This is a genomic window from Janthinobacterium sp. JC611, from assembly GCF_018682595.1.
GTDB lineage: Bacteria > Pseudomonadota > Gammaproteobacteria > Burkholderiales > Burkholderiaceae_D > Janthinobacterium.
Genome location: NZ_JAFLJN010000003.1, coordinates 332,309 through 348,839, shown reverse-complemented (window position 1 = coordinate 348,839; position 16,531 = coordinate 332,309). Strand labels below are relative to the sequence as shown.

The 16,531-nt window shown below is 66.9% G+C and carries 13 protein-coding genes; 2 read left to right on the top strand and 11 right to left on the bottom strand.

Annotation, left to right across the window (positions count from 1 at the left end; translation table 11 throughout):
* Nucleotides 1-7: 7 nt before the first annotated feature.
* Genes J0O65_RS04495 through wrbA form a run of 7 tightly spaced genes read right to left on the bottom strand, consistent with a single transcriptional unit; the run spans nt 8 to nt 8,431 of the window.
* On the bottom strand, nt 8-1,861 hold the full coding sequence (locus J0O65_RS04495) for an ABC transporter transmembrane domain-containing protein (RefSeq protein ID WP_215404510.1): 1,854 nt from the start codon (nt 1,859-1,861) through the stop codon (nt 8-10).
* Nucleotides 1,862-1,911: 50 nt separating this feature from the next.
* A complete protein-coding gene (locus J0O65_RS04490) occupies nt 1,912-2,988 on the bottom strand; it encodes a lipocalin-like domain-containing protein (protein ID WP_215404508.1) in 1,077 nt (358 codons plus the stop codon).
* Entirely contained in the window at nt 2,988-5,579 is a 2,592-nt protein-coding gene (locus J0O65_RS04485) for an FtsX-like permease family protein (RefSeq protein WP_215404506.1), read from the bottom strand. The genes J0O65_RS04490 and J0O65_RS04485 overlap by 1 nt, the downstream gene beginning before the upstream one ends.
* The gene (locus J0O65_RS04480; RefSeq protein WP_215404504.1) at nt 5,567-5,989 is read right to left on the bottom strand and encodes a DUF4124 domain-containing protein; all 423 of its coding nucleotides are present in this window, start codon (nt 5,987-5,989) and stop codon (nt 5,567-5,569) included. Before J0O65_RS04480 ends, J0O65_RS04485 begins: the two co-directional genes overlap by 13 nt.
* Nucleotides 5,986-7,401, bottom strand: coding sequence for an FAD-binding oxidoreductase (locus J0O65_RS04475; protein ID WP_215404502.1), 1,416 nt, complete (start codon nt 7,399-7,401; stop codon nt 5,986-5,988). The genes J0O65_RS04480 and J0O65_RS04475 overlap by 4 nt, the downstream gene beginning before the upstream one ends.
* 11 nt (nt 7,402-7,412) lie before the next feature.
* Nucleotides 7,413-7,823: a DUF2069 domain-containing protein gene (locus J0O65_RS04470; protein ID WP_215404500.1), complete on the bottom strand. Its 411-nt coding sequence runs from the start codon at nt 7,821-7,823 to the stop codon at nt 7,413-7,415.
* Entirely contained in the window at nt 7,823-8,431 is a 609-nt protein-coding gene (gene wrbA, locus J0O65_RS04465; protein WP_215404865.1) for an NAD(P)H:quinone oxidoreductase, read from the bottom strand. The genes J0O65_RS04470 and wrbA overlap by 1 nt, the downstream gene beginning before the upstream one ends.
* 67 nt (nt 8,432-8,498) lie before the next feature.
* Between wrbA and J0O65_RS04460 the strand changes: the two genes are divergently transcribed.
* Nucleotides 8,499-9,884: a YihY family inner membrane protein gene (locus J0O65_RS04460; RefSeq protein ID WP_251373425.1), complete on the top strand. Its 1,386-nt coding sequence runs from the start codon at nt 8,499-8,501 to the stop codon at nt 9,882-9,884.
* Here J0O65_RS04460 and J0O65_RS04455 read toward each other — a convergent pair.
* The 4 genes from J0O65_RS04455 to J0O65_RS04440 are packed head-to-tail and all read right to left on the bottom strand — an operon-like array spanning nt 9,881 to nt 15,435.
* The gene (locus tag J0O65_RS04455; RefSeq protein WP_215404498.1) at nt 9,881-11,869 is read right to left on the bottom strand and encodes a DUF6630 family protein; all 1,989 of its coding nucleotides are present in this window, start codon (nt 11,867-11,869) and stop codon (nt 9,881-9,883) included. The two genes, J0O65_RS04460 and J0O65_RS04455, sit on opposite strands and share 4 nt — an antisense overlap.
* Before the next feature lie 29 nt (nt 11,870-11,898).
* On the bottom strand, nt 11,899-13,293 hold the full coding sequence (locus J0O65_RS04450; RefSeq protein ID WP_215404496.1) for a PoNe immunity protein domain-containing protein: 1,395 nt from the start codon (nt 13,291-13,293) through the stop codon (nt 11,899-11,901).
* Nucleotides 13,294-13,316: 23 nt separating this feature from the next.
* Nucleotides 13,317-14,123, bottom strand: coding sequence for an alpha/beta fold hydrolase (locus tag J0O65_RS04445; protein ID WP_215404494.1), 807 nt, complete (start codon nt 14,121-14,123; stop codon nt 13,317-13,319).
* Between the two features lies 1 nt (nt 14,124).
* Complete coding sequence (locus J0O65_RS04440) at nt 14,125-15,435, bottom strand: O-acetylhomoserine aminocarboxypropyltransferase (protein ID WP_215404492.1); 1,311 nt, start codon at nt 15,433-15,435, stop codon at nt 14,125-14,127.
* Nucleotides 15,436-15,719: 284 nt separating this feature from the next.
* Between J0O65_RS04440 and J0O65_RS04435 the strand changes: the two genes are divergently transcribed.
* Complete coding sequence (locus J0O65_RS04435; protein ID WP_215404490.1) at nt 15,720-16,343, top strand: 2OG-Fe(II) oxygenase; 624 nt, start codon at nt 15,720-15,722, stop codon at nt 16,341-16,343.
* Nucleotides 16,344-16,531 lie beyond the last annotated feature (188 nt).

Genomic DNA, 16,531 nt, shown 5'->3' with positions numbered 1-16,531 from the left:
GTTTTGTTTAATTGATTTGAGCGTGATGGAATTGCAGGGCCGCCAAATTGGCGTAGATGCCCCCCAATGCGACGAGCGAGGCATGCGTGCCCGTCTCGACGATCTTGCCGTCTTCCATGACGATGATGCGGTCGGCCCGCTGCACGGTGGCCAGGCGGTGCGCGATGATGACCGTGGTGCGGCCGACCATGGCCGCTTCCAGCGCCTTTTGCACCAGGCGTTCCGATTCCGCGTCCAGCGCGCTGGTCGCTTCGTCGAGCAGCAGCAACGGCGGGTTTTTCAGCAGGGCGCGGGCGATGGCGATGCGCTGGCGCTGGCCGCCGGACAGGCGCACGCCCCGTTCGCCGAGGAAGGATTTATAGCCGTTCGGCAGGCGTTCGATGAATTCGTGGGCGGCCGCCATCTTGGCCGCCGCGATGACTTCCTCGTCGCTGGCGCCGGCGCGGCCGTAGCGGATGTTTTCCATGGCGTCGGCCGAAAAGATCACGGTATCTTGCGGCACGATGCCGATGGCGTCGCGCAGGGTGTGCAAGTCCAGCTGCTTGATGTCGACGCCGTCGAGGCGGATGCTGCCGCTTTGCGGGTCATAAAAGCGCAGGAACAGCTGGAACAGGGTGGTCTTGCCGGCGCCCGACGGCCCCACGACGGCCACCGTTTCACCGGCGAGGATGTCGAGGCTGACGTGGTCGAGCGCGTGGGTGTCCGGGCGCGACGGGTACGAGAACATGACATCGTCCAGCGACAGCGCGGCGCCAGTGGCGGCGCGCGCGGGCAGCGGCAGGGGCTTGGCCGGGGATGCGATTGCCGATTGGACGGCCATCAGTTCCAGCAGGCGCTCGGTGGCGCCGGCGGCGCGCTGCGCTTCACCCATCACTTCGGACAGGGCGCCGATGGCGCCGGCCACGATGGACGCGTACAGGATGAACTGGCCCAGGTCTCCGCCCGTCATCGCGCCTTCCAGCACGGCGCGCGCACCCAGCCACAGGACGAACACGATGGTGCCGAAGACCAGCAGGATGGCGATCATGGTCAGCAGGGCGCGCGCGCGGATGCGGCGCATGGCCGTCATGAAGGCGCCTTCGACGGAGTCGCCGAAGCGTTTCGATTCGATTTTCTCGTGCGTGAACGCCTGCACGGTGGGCATGGCGTTGAGGATTTCGCCGGCCATGGCCGAGGCGTCGGCGATGCGGTCCTGCGAGTCGCGCGACAGCTTGCGCACGCGGCGGCCAAAGACGATGATGGGCACGACGACGAGTATCAACAGGCCGATGATGATGCCGGCCAGTTTGGCGCTGGTAACGAACAGCATCACCAGGCCGCCCAGGAACAGCAGCACATTGCGCAGCGCCATGGAGATGCTGGTGCCGACCACGGCCTGGATCAGGGTCGTGTCGGTGGTGATGCGCGACAGCACTTCGCCCGTCTGTGTCGTTTCAAAGAAGGCGGGGCTTTGCGTGACGACGTGGCGGTACACGGCGCTGCGGATGTCGGCCGTGACTCTTTCGCCCAGCCATGACACCGTGTAAAAGCGCGCGGCCGTGGCCAGCGCCAGGATGGACGCCACGCCGAACAGGGAGAGGAAGACCAGGTCGACGTGCTGGATGCTCTTCGAACCGGCCGCGCCGCCGAACCCGAGGTCGATCATCTGCTTGAAGGCGGCAGGAATGGCCAGGGTCGAGGCGGCGGCCACCACCAGGGCGATACCGGCCAGGAAGAACTGCTTGCGGTACGGCGTGAGGAAGGGCATCAAGCCCTTGAAGGCGGCCAGGCTGCCTTTTTTCAGTTCGCGGCTGGTGCCGGTGTCAAGAGTTGCTGCGCTTGCGGTGCTGCTGGTGCTGCCTGTTTCTGTACTGGTTGTCATTGTTTTTCGCTTGGTAGGTACTGTATCCGGTCTTGCTTACTTATAATTGCTTACAACTTCATCGGCTGCACGTAGCCCGTCATTTCCAGGTAGGCGCGGCCCGCCGGCTGGCCGTCGCGCTCCACCGTCACGGCGCCTTCCCAGTACACGGCGCCGGTGGATCTGCGCGAATCGAGCTCCTGGTCCGCTTGCAGCGGCTTGATCCGCCAGCGCGTGGCGCCGGTGCGAATCTCGGTGGCGACCGGGTACTCGGCCTGCGTGCGGGGCGAGCGCCACAGCTGCGTGGGCGTGAAATCGACGTCGCCGGGGGCGAACTGCGTCATCTTACCGGACGCGTCGCGCCATGTCGCGTGCGCCCATAGTTTAGCACCTGTCTTGCTGCGGATCTGGAAGGCCATCAGGGCGCCACCGTCGTCGAGGTTGGCGCCGATCCAGTTCCAGCCGCTGGCGTCCGCATCGAGCACCTGGCTCGACCACTCGTGATCGAGCCAGGTGGCGCCCGTCACGGCTTCCGGCTTGCCGCCCGCGCGCGCGATGGTGCCCGTCGTGCGCAGCTGCGGCTCGCTGTAGTAGTAGCTCGATTGCGCTGGCCGCGCGCCCTTGCGCGAGTAGCCGCCTACGCCCTGCAGCAGCACGGGCTGGGTGGGCGCGAGGGTCAGCTGCAAGTTGAATTCGCGTGCGGCCAGGCTGACCCGGTAGCTGCCGTCCGCCTGCCGCTGCATGCGCCAGTCATCGAGTTTCACGTCCGTGTCGCCCACCCTGGCGTAGGCCAGGCCGAAGCCTTCGCGCGCGCTTTTCTCGTCGTGCAGCAGCTTGCCCACCTTCGGGTCGGACAGGGCCGCGTGGCCGATGATCAGCTGTTTCGGCGCAAACGCGCTGGGATTATCGGCATCGGTGGCCGTGGCGCTGCGGAAGAAGGTCACCTGGTAGCCCAGTTGTTCCCCGGCAGCGGTCTTGACCCAGCCCGTGGCGTACCACCATTCCGTTTTATAGGCGGGATGGGCGCCGAAGTCGTGCGGCAGGCGCAGGGTCTGGCCGGCCGGCAGCGGCGTGACGGGGGCGAAGGCGGGCGGCGCGGCCAGGGCAGGCATGGCCAGCGCCACCAGCAAGATGAAAGCACGGCGCATCACCAGTCCTCCCTGACGGCGCGGATGGGGCCAGCGGACAGCGCCTGGCGGCCCGCGATCAGCGCCGTGGCGGCGGCCGCCGTCAGCAGGGCGGCGGCCACGGTGGCGATCAATGGCCACGGCAGGTGCAGCTGCATGGTCCAATGGAACGATTGCGGATTGACGATGAAGACCAGCACAAAGCTGATCAGCAGGCCCAGGATAAAACCGGTGGCGATGCCCAGCGCCGTCAGCGCGCCGCCTTCGAGCGCCAGGATGGACAGGACCTGACCCTTGGTCACGCCCACGTGGCGCAGCATGCCGAATTCGCGGGCGCGCGCCAGCGTCTGCGCGGAGAACGTGGCGGCCACGCCGAACAGGCCGATGACGATGGCGATGGCTTCCAATAAATACGTGACGGCGAAGCTGCGGTCGAAGATCTGCAGGCTCAGGGCGCGGATGGCCGACGGATTCGATACTTCCAGGCTGGCGCCGAAGGGCAGGCTTTTCAGGCGCCGCTGCAGCGCGTCGCTGGTGGCGCCCTTGGCCAGCCACAGGGCCGCGTCGCTGACATCGAGGTCGCCCGTCAGCGCGCGGTAGTCGTCCAGCGGCATCTGGATGGCGCCGGACGAGCGTGCATAGTCGCGCCAGATGCCGGCGACAAAGAACTGGTGCAGGCCGCCGGCCAGCGGCAGGGCTATCCGCTGGCCCGGCTTGACGCTGTACAGGTCGGCCGCCGCCTCGGACAGCCACACGGGTCTGGCGCCGTCTGGCACGGGCAGGGTGTCGCCCACCAGCACCATGCTCTTGCCCGGATCGGGCAAATGGATGGGGCGCGCCAGCAGCGCCACGTTCGGGCGGTCGGGCGCCAGCGACAGCGAGCGCACGCGCTGGAAGTCCACCCTGGCCACCTCGGGCAAGGCGGTGATGCTGGCCTGTTCGCGCGGGGTCAAACCCGCCGTCCCGCCGCTGGCGGCCGTGCGCGCATACACGTCGGCCGGCAAGATCTGCAGCAGCCAGTCGTCGACGGAAACGCGGAAACTCGACACCATGATGGCCATCGCCACCATCAGGCTGAAACTCGACAGTACGCCGCCGAGCGCGATGCCGGCCTGGCCCGAGGCGTTCGCCAGGCGGGCCAGGGTCAGGCTGCGCACGGGCGCGTGCTGGCTGGACGCCGTGCGCAGCCACGCGCGCTGCAGGAAACGGAAGACGACGGCCGCCAGTTGCGGCATCAGGGCGATGGCGCCGATCAGCAGCAGGGCGATGGACAGATAACCGAACAGGGGCAGCTCGAAGACGGGCGGCAAGAACGTCAGGGCGCCGGCCAGCAGCAGGCAAGCCAGCGCGGGCCAGGTTTTCGCCAGGCGCGTCGTCACGACTTCCTCGCTGCCCGATTTCAGGGCGATGGCGGGGGCCGCGCGCGCCGCTTCCAGCGCGGGCGCGGCGCAGCCCAGCAAGGCCACGCCGAGGCCCAGCGCGAAATACACGCAGGCGGCGACGGGCGTGAACTGCACCTGCGGCTGCACGCCCGCGAAATAGCCGGCGCCCAGGTCGCCGCCGAAGAAGCGCAGGGCGACGGCCGCCATGGCGTAGCCGCCGGCGATACCCAGCGCCGCGCCGACGATGCCCAGGCTGGCGCCTTCGAGCAGCACCTGGCGCAGCAGCGCGCCCCGCTCCATGCCCAGCACGCGCAGCAGCGCGAACTGGCCGCGGCGGCGGATGACGGACAGCGCCTGCGTGGAAAAGACCAGAAAGGCGCCCGTAAACAGGGCGACGAGGGCCAGCACCGTCAGGTTGACCCGGTAGGCACGGCTGAGATTATTGTTGCGGCTGTTCTGGTTCTCGTCATTCGGCTGGCCCACCTGGAAGCGCCCCGGATACCGCGCTTCCAGCGCGCGCGCCAGGTCGGCCTGGAAGGCGTCGCGGTTGACGCCCTGGCGCAGCTTCAGGTCGATGCGCGACAGCTTGCCCAGCTTGTTGAAGCGCCATTGCGCCGCGCCGATATCCATCACGGCGATGCGCTGGCCGGCGCGCGCGCGCTGCAGCGAACCGGCCACGCGCAGCGGCACCGTGCCCGTGCCCGATTGCAGCGCGACGTGGCCGCCTTCGGCCACAGCCAGCCAGCGCAAGGCGGCCGGCGATAGAAAGATGGCGTCGTCGGCCAGGGTGTCGAAAGGCTGGCCTTCGGCCGGCGCGCCGATCAGGTCGGGCGAGATGAAGCCGGCGCGAAAGACGTCGAGCGCCAGGATGTGCAGCGGGCCGCCGTCCTTCTTGCCCGCCACCGTGGCCTGCAGTTCCAGCACGGGCGAAGCGACGGCCACGCCGTCGCGCTGCGCCAGCCACGGGTAGATGGTTTCGTCGAACAGCGCTTCGCGCCCGGCCACCTGCACGTCGGCCTGGCCGGACAAGCTTTTGACGGCCGTGGAAAATTCATTGAAGGCGGCCGCGTTGATCAAATGGATGGCAAAGCCCAGCGACACGCCGATGGCGATGGCGAGGATGGCAACCAGGGCGCGCACGGGATGCGCGCGCCATTCGCCCAGCAGCAGCCAGCGCGACAGCAGGCGCGCGCCCGCAGGATGTGCTGCCGGCGCACTCAATGCAGGCATTCGACGGCCAGGCGTTCGCCGGCGCGCCGCGCTTTCAGTTGCGCCGCATCGCGGGTCTTGTCACCGGCGCCGACGGCGTCCTGCGCCGTCCATTTCTGCTCCAGGCGCAGCTGGGCGCAGTGTTTATCGAGCAGTTCCTTCTGTTTGGCGGCCCGTTCGCGCGCCTGGTCTTCCAGGTTTTCGCGCTTCTTGCGCGCCGCTTCCATCTGGCTGGCCACGCGCTCCTGGCGCGTGGCCGCGCCCTTGTCGACGGCAGGCGGGGGCGAGGGGACTTCCAGGATTTGCAGCTGGCCGCCCGCACACGGCGTGGCGCTATAGCTGGTCTGGCCATCCTGCACGCATTTGTAGACGTCCTGCGCGCCGGCGGAACCGGCCAGCAAGGCCATGAGCAGCAGGGACGACGGCTTCACAATATTTTCCCCGGATTCATGATGTTCTGCGGGTCCAGCGCCTGCTTCACGGCGCGCATCAGTTGCAGTTCCAGCGGCGACTTGTAGCGGGCGAGATCCGCTTTTTTCAGCGCGCCGATGCCGTGTTCGGCCGATATCGAGCCGCCAAAGCCGTGCACCTGGTCGTGCACGATGCGGTTGATGGCATCCTGGTTGGACAGGAAGTCGCGATCCGTCATGCCGGCGGGCGGCGCCACGTTGTAATGCAGGTTGCCGTCACCCAGGTGGCCGAAGCACACCAGCTGGCAGCCGGGGAAGGCTGATTCCAGGGCCGCGTCCGTGACGGCGATGAAATCGGCGATGCGGGAAATCGGCAGCGAGATATCGTGCTTGATGTTCTTGCCCGCCTGCGCCTGCGCCAGCGGGATGTGTTCGCGCAGCTGCCACAGGCCTTCGGACTGCGCCACGGAACTGGCGACGACGGCGTCGGCGATCAACTCAATTTCCAGGGCCGCGCCGATGCTCGCTTCGAGCAGTTCCACGGCGTGCGCCTCGGACTGGCTGCTGGACAGTTCGAGCAGCACGTACTGCCCGTGCGCGTCGGTGAAGGGGCGGGGCAGCTGCGGGAACTGCTCGGCCACCAGTTGCAGACAATACTGCGACATCAGTTCAAAACCCGTCAGGCTGGCGCCGCAATGGTCCTGCATCAGGGAGAGCAGGCGCAGGGCGTGGGCGGGCGAGGGCATGGCGGCCAGCGCCGTGATGCAGGCTTTCGGCTGCGGATACAGTTTCATCACGGCGCCCGTGATCACGCCCAGGGTGCCCTCGGCGCCGATGTACAGGTCGCGCAAATCGTAGCCCGTATTATCCTTGCGCAGGCCGCGCAAGCCGCTCCAGATATCGCCCTGCGGCGTGACCACTTCCAGGCCCAGGCACAGCTCGCGCGTGTTGCCGTAGCGCAGCACGGCCGTGCCGCCCGCGTTCGTCGCCAGATTCCCGCCGATGGTGCAACTGCCTTCGGCCGCCAGCGACAGCGGGAACAGGCAGCCGGCGGCGCTGGCCGCTTCCTGGATGGTTTGCAGGATGCAGCCCGCGTCCACCGTGATGGTGCGGTTGACGGGATCGAGCGCGCGGATGGCGTTCAGGCGCGCCAGCGACAGCACGATGGCCGTGCCGGCGGCATCCGGGATGCTGCCCAGGACCAGGCCCGTATTGCCGCCCTGCGGCACGACGGGAACCTGCCATTGCGCGCAGGCGCGCAGCACGCCGGCGACTTGTTCCACGCTGGCGGGGCGCAGCACGGCCAGGGCCTTGCCCGTAAACCGGTCGCGCCAGTCGGTGAGGAAGGGCGCCGTGTCGGCATCCTGGGTGAGGACGTAGGTGTCGCCCAGCAGCTCGCGGCAGGCGGCGAGGAAATCGGCTTGGTCAGTCATGGGCTTGTCGTTCATTTCTTGATGCTCACTTTATTCACTTTTTCCAGCAGTTCCCTGGCCATGCGCTTGGCGGCCTTTTTATACGGGCGCAGATACAGCACCGCACAGGCAAAATAGACGCAGACGATGGCCGCCTCGCCCCAGGCCATCAGGGCCGAGGTGGGGTTCGTGTCGCTGTAGCCGCGCACCACGCCCTCCGTAAAATACAGCAGGATCACCATCGACGACCATTGCAGGGTGTAGACGTCGCGCTTGATGACGCCATACAGGGGAATGAGCAGGGGCGCCGCCTTCAGCACGACCCAGGAGCCGCCCGGCTGCAGCGGCGCGACGACGGTTTCCCACAGCACGCACCAGGCGATCAGGGTGACGAGGCTGGCGATGGCGCCCCAGTGAAAATACTTGTGCAGCGCGCCGTGCATCAGGCGCCCGCCAGTTTCGCGGCGTTTTCCGCCAGGCGCCGGCCCAGGGCCATGGCCAGGCGCTTTTCATCGTCGCTCAAGGCCTTGTCGCCATCGATGCCCGACCAGTGCGTGGCGCCGTAGGGCGAGCCGCCGGTGGACGTCGTCATCAGTTCGGGGTGCGTGTAGGGCAGGCCCATGACCAGCATGCCGTGGTGGAAGAGGGGGATCATCATCGACAGCAGGGTCGATTCCTGGCCGCCGTGCAGGCTGCCCGTGGAGGTGAACACGCAGGCGGGCTTGCCGGACAGGCTGCCGGCCAGCCAGTCGCTGGCCGTGCCGTCCCAGAAGTACTTCATGGCGGCGGCCATGTTGCCGAAGCGCGTGGGCGAGCCCAGGGCCAGGCCCGCGCATTCCTGCAAGTCTTCCAGTTCCACGTAGGGCGCGCCGTCCAGCGGCACTTCGGGCGCCGTCGCTTCCGTCACCGTGGAGACGGCGGGCACGGTGCGCAGGCGCGCATCGCAGCCAGGCACGCTTTCCACTCCCTGGGCTATCAGCTCGGCCAACTGGCGCGTGGCGCCATGGCGTGAATAAAACAATACGAGAATAATCAGATTGGTTGGCTTCATCATTGGTATTATAGGGCGCTTTACAGCCTGATACGACTGCTGTCATGGCGCCGTTCTGATTTTGCACATGTTTTCAAAATATATACTTCCCATCTTTCATTACCTGTGGCGCGCCCTGAGCATGGGACTGGCCGTCGTGCGCGGCCTGACGTGGTCCGAAACGCGCGACCTGCTGCAGTTCGCGCGCCGCCGCGTGCGCGAGGAAAGCCTGCCGCAGGTGGCGGGCAGCCTGACGTTCGCCACCGTGTTCGCGCTGGTGCCGCTGCTGACCCTGGCCCTGGCCATCTTCACCACCTTCCCCCTGTTTAATACCTTTCGCCACGCGCTGGAAGACTATTTCGTGCAAAGCGTGATGCCCAAGGGGATATCCAACACCATCCTCGACTACCTGACGACGTTCGCCTCGAAGGCCACGCGCCTGTCGGCCATCGGCGCGGGCGCCCTGATCGTCACCTCGGTGGGCATGATGGGCTTGATCGAGCGCGTCTTCAACCGCATCTGGCGCGTGCGCCAGGAGCGCCGCTGGACTAAACGTTTACTTGTTTACTGGGCCATCGTCACCCTGGGGCCGCTGCTGGTGGGCGTGTCGCTGACGGTGACCTCGCGCCTCTTCATGGCCACCAGCGGAGTGGTGGGCGCCGTGCCCTTCCTCGGCGCCGTGTTTTATACCCTGGTGTCGGTCGGCCTGACCATGCTGGCATTTACCCTGCTGTACATCGCCGTGCCGAACCGCGACGTGGACTGGCGCGACGCTGCCTGGGGCGGCTTGCTGGCGGCGCTGGCGTTCGAGGTGGCGAAGCGGGGCTTCGGTGAATTCATCCAGGAATTCCCCACCTATTCGCGCATCTATGGCGCGCTGGCCGCCTTGCCGCTGTTCCTCGTGTGGATTTACCTGAGCTGGATGATCACCCTGGTGGGCGCCTTGCTGGTGGCCGCCTTGCCCGTCGTGAAATACGAGCGTTGGTGGTACGAGGCGGCGCCGGGCAGCGAGTTCGTCGACGCCGTCGCCATCCTGAAAGTGCTGCACCAGGCGTGCCACTGCGCCGACTCCGCCCTGGTGGGCGCGGCCGAGATCCGCCGCAGCACGCGCCTGGGTTTCGAAGAGATGGAAACCCTGCTCGACAAGATGGTGCAGCAGGGCTGGGTGGGAAGAGTCAACGTGGAGGGCGCCGTGCGGGTGCAGTGGGGCAAGCGCGTGGCCGACAGTTCCGACCACTGGGTCTTGCTGGGCAACGTCAACCGCATCAGCCTGGCCGACGTCTACCGGCTGTTCGTCTTCGGCGGCATGCGCGTGAACTCGGGCTATCCGGCCGGTTCCACCAACGAGCGCGACATCCAGGCGGCGGAAGAAGCCGCAGCCCTGGCGGCGCAGGTGGAAAACGCCGTGGAGCAGGGACTGGGCATGAGCCTGGCGCAGCATTTCGGGGACGTGCGCTGTAACGAAGCCGCTTAAAGCAGCACCGGCCGCAAGGCCGCCTGCAGCGCCACCTTGCTGAACGCCGCCGCATCCTGCGCCCGCACCACACCGAGGTAATACGTGTCTTCGCCGCCGTGCAGGTTGACCAGGCGCAGCTGGTGCGGCGCCAGGTGGGCGGCGATGGCGGCCAGGCCCTCGGCCATCGCGTCGCCATCCTCGCGCTCTGGCCACGAAAAATCGCGCAGCGCGGGCAGGTCCATATGCTGGACTATGCGCGGCACTTCATCGACGGCTTTCCAGTCCAGGGTGGTACCGTGGCCCAGCGTGTGGGCGGCGGTGGACCAGAGCAGGAAAAAGCACGCCGCCTCGGGCGTGTCGCCTTCGTATTCTTCTTCCGGATCGTCCTGCGCCAGTTCTTCCAGCGTGATGTCCATGCAGCGCGCGGCCAGTGCCGCGTCGCCCAGCAAGAGCAGGGCGGCCATGGCGCGCAACTGCGCGCGGTCGGCCTTTGCCAGGATGTGCGCGGGCGTAAAGCTGCGGCGCTCGGCGGATTTTTTCTTGCCCAGTCCCATGGACTCGCTCAGTTGCGCCGTGATGGCCGCCTTGAAGTTGTCCACGGTGTCGAACCGTTCCAGCAGCCGGCCCGTGAAATCCATGCTCCAGGCCATGCCATCCTTGACCACATATAAAAAGTCGCTTTGCACGGCCACGCCGCGCAGATGGTGGGCCGGTGGGTACAGGGGCGTGAACGCCTGTTTGCCATCGAGGGTCAGCATGCAGGCCAGGCCTTGCGCATCGATGGCGAAGATCAGGTTCTTGCGCGGCCTGGGCGGCGACGAGGTGGTGGCGCAATCGATGGCTTCGTACTGGCACGGCGCCTGTAGCTCGCCCTGGCTATTGACCAGGCCAAACAGGAAGCGCCCGGCGATGCGCTGGCTGACGATGGCGATCTTCTTTTTCGTGCCGAAATCCTGCACGGAGCTGTAGGCGGGCGGCACCACGACCTTGCCCATCTTGTCGACCACGCCGTGCACATTGCGTTCGCCATCGTGCATCTGGCGCTCGATGTCGATCAATCCATCGTCGCGCTGGCACATATTGTCCACCCTGTCGATGAGCAGCGCGCCATCGGGCAGGCGCAGCAGGCGGCTGGCGCCGTCTGCATCGATCTGCTGCAGCAAGTGGGGGCTGATCACATACAGGGCGCCGGGGGCGGGCGGCAGCACCACCGTGCCATTGAGGTCAAGCACGCCGTGTGCGTCGGGAGCGTCCGCCGTGGCAAAGGTGAGCCAGCCATCGTCCGCGTAGTAAACGCCCAGGTCGACATAGCGCCGCGACAGCGGCACGATCCAGCGGCCATAGGGCGTGACCAGGCCGGTGACCTCCGGTTCGCCGGCGGCGCGCACTTTATAACACAGCGCGTCTTCCTCCCAGCCCACCACTTCCAGGCCCTGCAGGAACGGTACATCTTGCGCATCGAGTTCCTCGACATCGGCCAGCTGTGCGCTGGCAGACGCCGACCAGTAGCCGGTGGCAGGCGATGCGGCGCCGGCGGCCAGCAGGGGCGTCAGCGCTGCCCGCTCGCCGCGTTGCAGGGCAAGGTGCAGGGCTTGCGCTTCGGCGCGCAGGGCATCGAGCGCGGCCGCGTAGTCGGGCGTGCCGATATCGTGCGCGATCAGCTGCACGCAGTCCAACACCAGCCACGCCTGGCCACCGGCCAGCAGGGTGCTGATGGCGCTGCGCGCGACGATGGCGGCCGCGTCGCGCGGCCTGTCCATCAGGGCGCACAAGGCTTGCCAGCTGGCCTGCGCCTGCGCCATCGGCGCGGCCAGCACGCAGGGGCAGTCTTCGCCAGCGCCGTAGATGGGCCAGGCGACGGCTTGCGCCTCGGCGCCGATGAGCAGCTTGAACAGCATGGGGCTATCGAGCCGCCATTCGGCCAGGCCCGTGATGGCGTCGGTGTCGAAGCCGGCCTGGCCGGGTAAAAAGGCGGTGCTGAACAGGGCTGCGGTATGGATCATGAATATGTATCTAAAAGTGTACGGGGTAGTCAGGGCGATGGCGGCATGACCCAGTGCGCGAGCGCGCCGCGATCGAGTCCCAGCTGCTTTGCCACGGCGGCCGCCTCGAAGGCCCACAGGCCGTAATAGCCGCCCAGACCCTGCGCGCGCAGATGGCCGTTGAACCAGTCTTCGCGCACCAGCGCGCCATGCCAGCCGGCCAGGTAGTGCCGCAGGTGCTCGAGCCGTTGCGCGGGATCGTCCGCATCCAGGCAGTCGTACAGGGCGGTGTAGGGCTCGGCGAAATACCATTCGTCAACGGCGGGACGCCGCGGATCGACGAAGGACAGCAGCGCTTCATACACGCCATCCGCGCCATCGAAGGCCGTCTGCAGGGCGGCCAGGCGGGTGGCCAGGTCGTGGCGGCCGAACAGCAGGGTGGCGCCCAGCAGCTGCAGGGTGCGCGCGTAGTCCGTCAATTGTTCGAAATCGAAGGCGGGCAAGGCATCGTCATCGTAGGCGGAGGCCAGGGCCGCGCGCGCCGTTTCGCAGGCGGCGACGGCCGCTTCCAGCGCCGCTTCCACGTCGGGCAAGGGCAGGCCCGCCGTGTAGCGCAGCGAGAAGACTTGATAGGCCGTGCTGGCGGCCGCGCACGCCCAGTAGGCCGCGTCGCCACCGTCGTTTTCCGCCTGCGCCTGCGCGCGGACATAGGCGGCCAGCAGGGCGTCGAGGTAGGCGAGGTTGCGGGAAAAATCGAACGGGGCCGGCGGCGCCTGGCGCGGCGCATGGGGCCAGGACGTGGTTGAAACCGGGCAGGCGTCGGCGCAGTCGCGCTGGATGGCCCAGTCGGCGAAGACTTGCCGCAGATATTGCGCCGTCTCGTCGTCGTGCGCGATGGCGCCCGCGCCCACCAGGGTCGTGCCCAGCAAGGTGTAGCCGGGAAAGCGGCTGCTTTCGTAGGCGATGGTGGTCACGCTCTGGATGGCCTTGCCGTCGCTCAGGTCGCGCACGCGGAAGTGCACGTCGTCCCAGCCCGCCAGCGGTGGCGCCGCCTGGCCAGCCGGCAGAGTGGTCCAGCTGCCGTCGGCCTCTTCTTCATAGGCGTCGAGCAGTTCATCGATGCCGCCGGGGCGGTCGATGCGGTTGTTGGCATCGTATTGCAGGCCCAGTTCGGCCGCGAACGCTTGCGCGTGGCGGCCGGCGAACACCAGGTATTGCGCATTCAGGGTGCCGACCAGCAGGTCCGTCTGCTGGCCCGCGACCGTCAGCGCCTGCGGCAGCCGGTACCAGTGGTGGCCGGGGATGCCGGCCATCGGGCCACCCTCGGCCGCGTCCGGGTTGGTGCAGCGCAACTGCTCCAGCCATGTATAGCGTTCGCGCCGCGCCGCTTCCGTGCCGCTGCCGCGGCCAGTCAATTCGTCAAACAGGGTATGCAACAACATCATCCATCTATCCTAAAAACATGCATTCACGCCGTCTGTGCAAACGCAAACAGCGCGTCGAGCACGGCGTCCGGCTGCTCGGCCATCAATTCGTGCCCGCTGTCGACCTGCACCACCGTGCCATGCGCGATGGCAGACATGAGCAGCTTGGTTGATTTGGGCGGCGTCATCATGTCGCGCGCGCCGAAAATGAATAAAGTGGGGCAGTGTACCGAAGCGGCGGCGATGTCGCCGTTCGCGTAGGCATTGCACGCATAAAAATCCGTGTGAAATACGTGATCGGGGTTGAGGGCGGCGATGCGCTGTTTCAGGCGCCGCGCGCCGCCCATGGCATAGAAGCCGGGGCCGGGAAACGACGGCTTTTGCGCGATCGACGAGTGCGACCAGATATTGACCATGTCGATGGCCGCCTGTTCGTCGTGCAGCGACGTTTCCAGCAGCGCGGGCGAGACCTTCATCGGGTAGGTGGAGCCCAGCATGGCCAGGTGGCTGACGCGCTCCGGCGCCAGGTACGCCGCTTCCAGCGCGATCAATGAACCCATGCTGTGGCCGATCAGCATGGCCTTGTCCGCGCCGGCCGCGTCCAGCACGGCCAGGATCCACTGCGCCAGTTCCCCGACGCTGCTTTTCGCCGCGCCGCCGCTGCGGCCATGGCCCGGCAAGTCGACGGCCAGCACGTTCCAGCCGTGGTGGGCGAAATAGCGCGTTTGCAGGGCCCATACGGAATGGTCGTTCTGCGCGCCGTGGATGAAGACGGCCGTCGGCTGGCCCGGCTTGAATGGCTTGCCGCCCGTGTAGCAGTAGGCGACGGTATTGTCGATGGTGAGCAGCATCTCAGGCGCCTTTCTGCGACAGTTTCAGGCCACGGGCCAGGTCTTCAATTAAATCGTCCGCGTCTTCCAGGCCCACCGACAGGCGCATGGTGCCCTGCGTGATGCCCGCCTGGGCCAGTTGATCGTCGGGCACGCGGAAATGCGTGGTGGAGGCGGGGTGGATGACGAGCGATTTGGCGTCGCCCACGTTGGCCAGGTGCGAGAAGAGCTTCAGGCTGTCGACGAAGCGCTGGCCGGCCGCGCGGTCGCCGCGCAGGCGGAAGGTGAACACGCCGCCCGCGCCTTTCGGCAGCAGCGTTTTCGCCAGTGCGTAATCGGGATGCGACGGCAGTTCGGGATAGGACACGGCATCCACGGCCGGATTGGCCAGCAAAAAGTCGATGATCTTGCGCGTGTTGGCCACGTGGCGGTCCATGCGCAAGCCCAGGGTTTCGATGCCTTGCAAGATGGCGAAGGCATTGTGCGGGCTCATGACGGCGCCGAAATCGCGCAAGCCTTCGCGCCGCGCGCGCAGGGCGAACGGCGCCACCGTCGATTCCTCGGCGAAGACCATGCCGTGGAAGCCTTCATACGGTTCGCACAGTTCGGCGTAGCGGCCCGTCTTGTCGTAGGCAGCCTGCCAGTCGAAGGTGCCGCCATCGACGAGCAGGCCGCCGATGGCCGTGCCATGGCCGCATAAAAACTTGGTGGCCGAGTGGAACACCAGGTCGGCGCCGTGCTCGAAGGGGCGCAGCAGATACGGCGTGGTAAACGTCGAATCGAGCATCAGCGGCAAGTGATGCTCGTGCGCCAGGGCGGCAATCGTCGGGATGTCCAGCACGTCGAGGCCGGGATTGCCCAGGGTTTCGGCGAACAGCACTTTCGTTTCCGGGCGGATGGCGGCGCGCCAGGCGTCCGCGTCGCGCGGGTCGACAAAGGTCGTCTCGATGCCGAAGCGTTTCAAGGTATAGGCCAGCAGGTTGTGCGAGCCGCCGTACAGGGCGCGCGAGGCGACGATGTGCGAACCGGCGCCGGCGATGGTGGACAAGCCCAGGTGCATGGCGGCCTGGCCGCTGGCCGTGGCGAGGCCGGCCACGCCCCCTTCGAGGGCGGCGATGCGCTCTTCCAGCACGGCGTTGGTGGGATTCGAGATGCGCGAATACACGTGGCCGGCCCGCTCCATATTGAACAGCGAGGCCGCATGTTCCGAGCTCTTGAAGGCGAACGAAGAGGTGAAATGGATGGGCGTGGCGCGCGCGCCCGTGGCCGGGTCGGGCGCGGCGCCCGCATGCAGGGATAGGGTGTCAAAGCCGGGGTATTTCGGGCCGCTCATGGTGTCTCCGCCAAGTTTTATGGTGGCAAGATCGTAACCTGATTTGCAGTTGAGCAAAAGGGCTGCCGTGCAGGGCGCATGGCGCCATGCCTGCGGGCAGGGCGTGTAACCTGAAGTGTAAAAAAAGTGACCGGCACGGCACGGCGGTGGTAGGATATCGGATCAGCGATATTCGGGCTGTCTGACTTGTGCGCGTGCGCCGCGCCGCAGGGAAGGCGGCCACGTGCCAGCGAAATCCTGGGCTTCAGGCGAACTCTCATCGCATGTCCACCAGGAAAGATTTTATGCCCGCAATATCGTTCGACGGCGCCCTTGCCGTTCCCGGACCTTCCATCGTCGACGGCCTGTGTCACGCAGGCTGGCTCATGCAAGAGCATTTTATCTCCCCTGAACTGAGCCGCCAGCTGGCCGCCGAATGCCTGCAATCCATGCGCAGCGGCAAGATGAAGGGCGCCGGCGTGGGCAGCGGCCATGCGCCGCTGCTGCAGCCGGACATCCGCGGCGACCATATCGAATGGCTGGAAACGGGCCGTTCAGCCGCTTGCGACCGCTACCTGGAACACATGGAAGCGCTGCGCCAGACCCTGAACCGGGAGCTGTTCCTGGGACTGGACGAGTACGAAAGCCATTTCGCCCTGTACGCGCCGGGCGCCTTTTACCGGGCCCATCTGGACCGTTTCCGCGACGACGACAAGCGCACCGTGTCCGTCGTGCTGTACCTGAACGACGACTGGCTGCCCGAACACGGCGGCGCGCTGCGCCTGCACCCGCAGGCTGGCGGGCACGTCGATATCGCGCCGCAAGCGGGCCGCATGGCCATGTTCCTGTCCGGCGAGATGCTGCACGAGGTGTTGTCGACGGCGCGCCAGCGCCTCTCGATCGCAGGCTGGTTCCGTCGCAGAGCGTGAAAAAACTACTGCGCGTCGCGGGGCACGGCCGGCGATGCTCGCTGTACTGGTGTACAGCTGCGCTTCTCGGCCGCGCCGCGCATCCGCTCGCTACGTTTTTCTTGCCCGACAATCCCCCTCGATTTGATTGCGCGCAAGGCTGGATTTTTCCGCAGGCATAGGCTACAGTCGCAGTAAGGGCTAGAATA

Bases quoted from the DNA above. Each gene is read 5' to 3' on its own strand.
- J0O65_RS04495 (WP_215404510.1), bottom strand. From the start codon at position 1,861: ATGACAACCAGTACAGAAACAGGCAGCACCAGCAGCACCGCAAGCGCA.
- J0O65_RS04490 (WP_215404508.1), bottom strand. From the start codon at position 2,988: ATGCGCCGTGCTTTCATCTTGCTGGTGGCGCTGGCCATGCCTGCCCTG.
- J0O65_RS04485 (WP_215404506.1), bottom strand. From the start codon at position 5,579: ATGCCTGCATTGAGTGCGCCGGCAGCACATCCTGCGGGCGCGCGCCTG.
- J0O65_RS04475 (WP_215404502.1), bottom strand. From the start codon at position 7,401: ATGACTGACCAAGCCGATTTCCTCGCCGCCTGCCGCGAGCTGCTGGGC.
- J0O65_RS04470 (WP_215404500.1), bottom strand. From the start codon at position 7,823: ATGCACGGCGCGCTGCACAAGTATTTTCACTGGGGCGCCATCGCCAGC.
- wrbA (WP_215404865.1), bottom strand. From the start codon at position 8,431: ATGAAGCCAACCAATCTGATTATTCTCGTATTGTTTTATTCACGCCAT.
- J0O65_RS04460 (WP_251373425.1), top strand. From the start codon at position 8,499: ATGTTTTCAAAATATATACTTCCCATCTTTCATTACCTGTGGCGCGCC.
- J0O65_RS04455 (WP_215404498.1), bottom strand. From the start codon at position 11,869: ATGATCCATACCGCAGCCCTGTTCAGCACCGCCTTTTTACCCGGCCAG.
- J0O65_RS04450 (WP_215404496.1), bottom strand. From the start codon at position 13,293: ATGATGTTGTTGCATACCCTGTTTGACGAATTGACTGGCCGCGGCAGC.
- J0O65_RS04445 (WP_215404494.1), bottom strand. From the start codon at position 14,123: ATGCTGCTCACCATCGACAATACCGTCGCCTACTGCTACACGGGCGGC.
- J0O65_RS04440 (WP_215404492.1), bottom strand. From the start codon at position 15,435: ATGAGCGGCCCGAAATACCCCGGCTTTGACACCCTATCCCTGCATGCG.
- J0O65_RS04435 (WP_215404490.1), top strand. From the start codon at position 15,720: ATGCCCGCAATATCGTTCGACGGCGCCCTTGCCGTTCCCGGACCTTCC.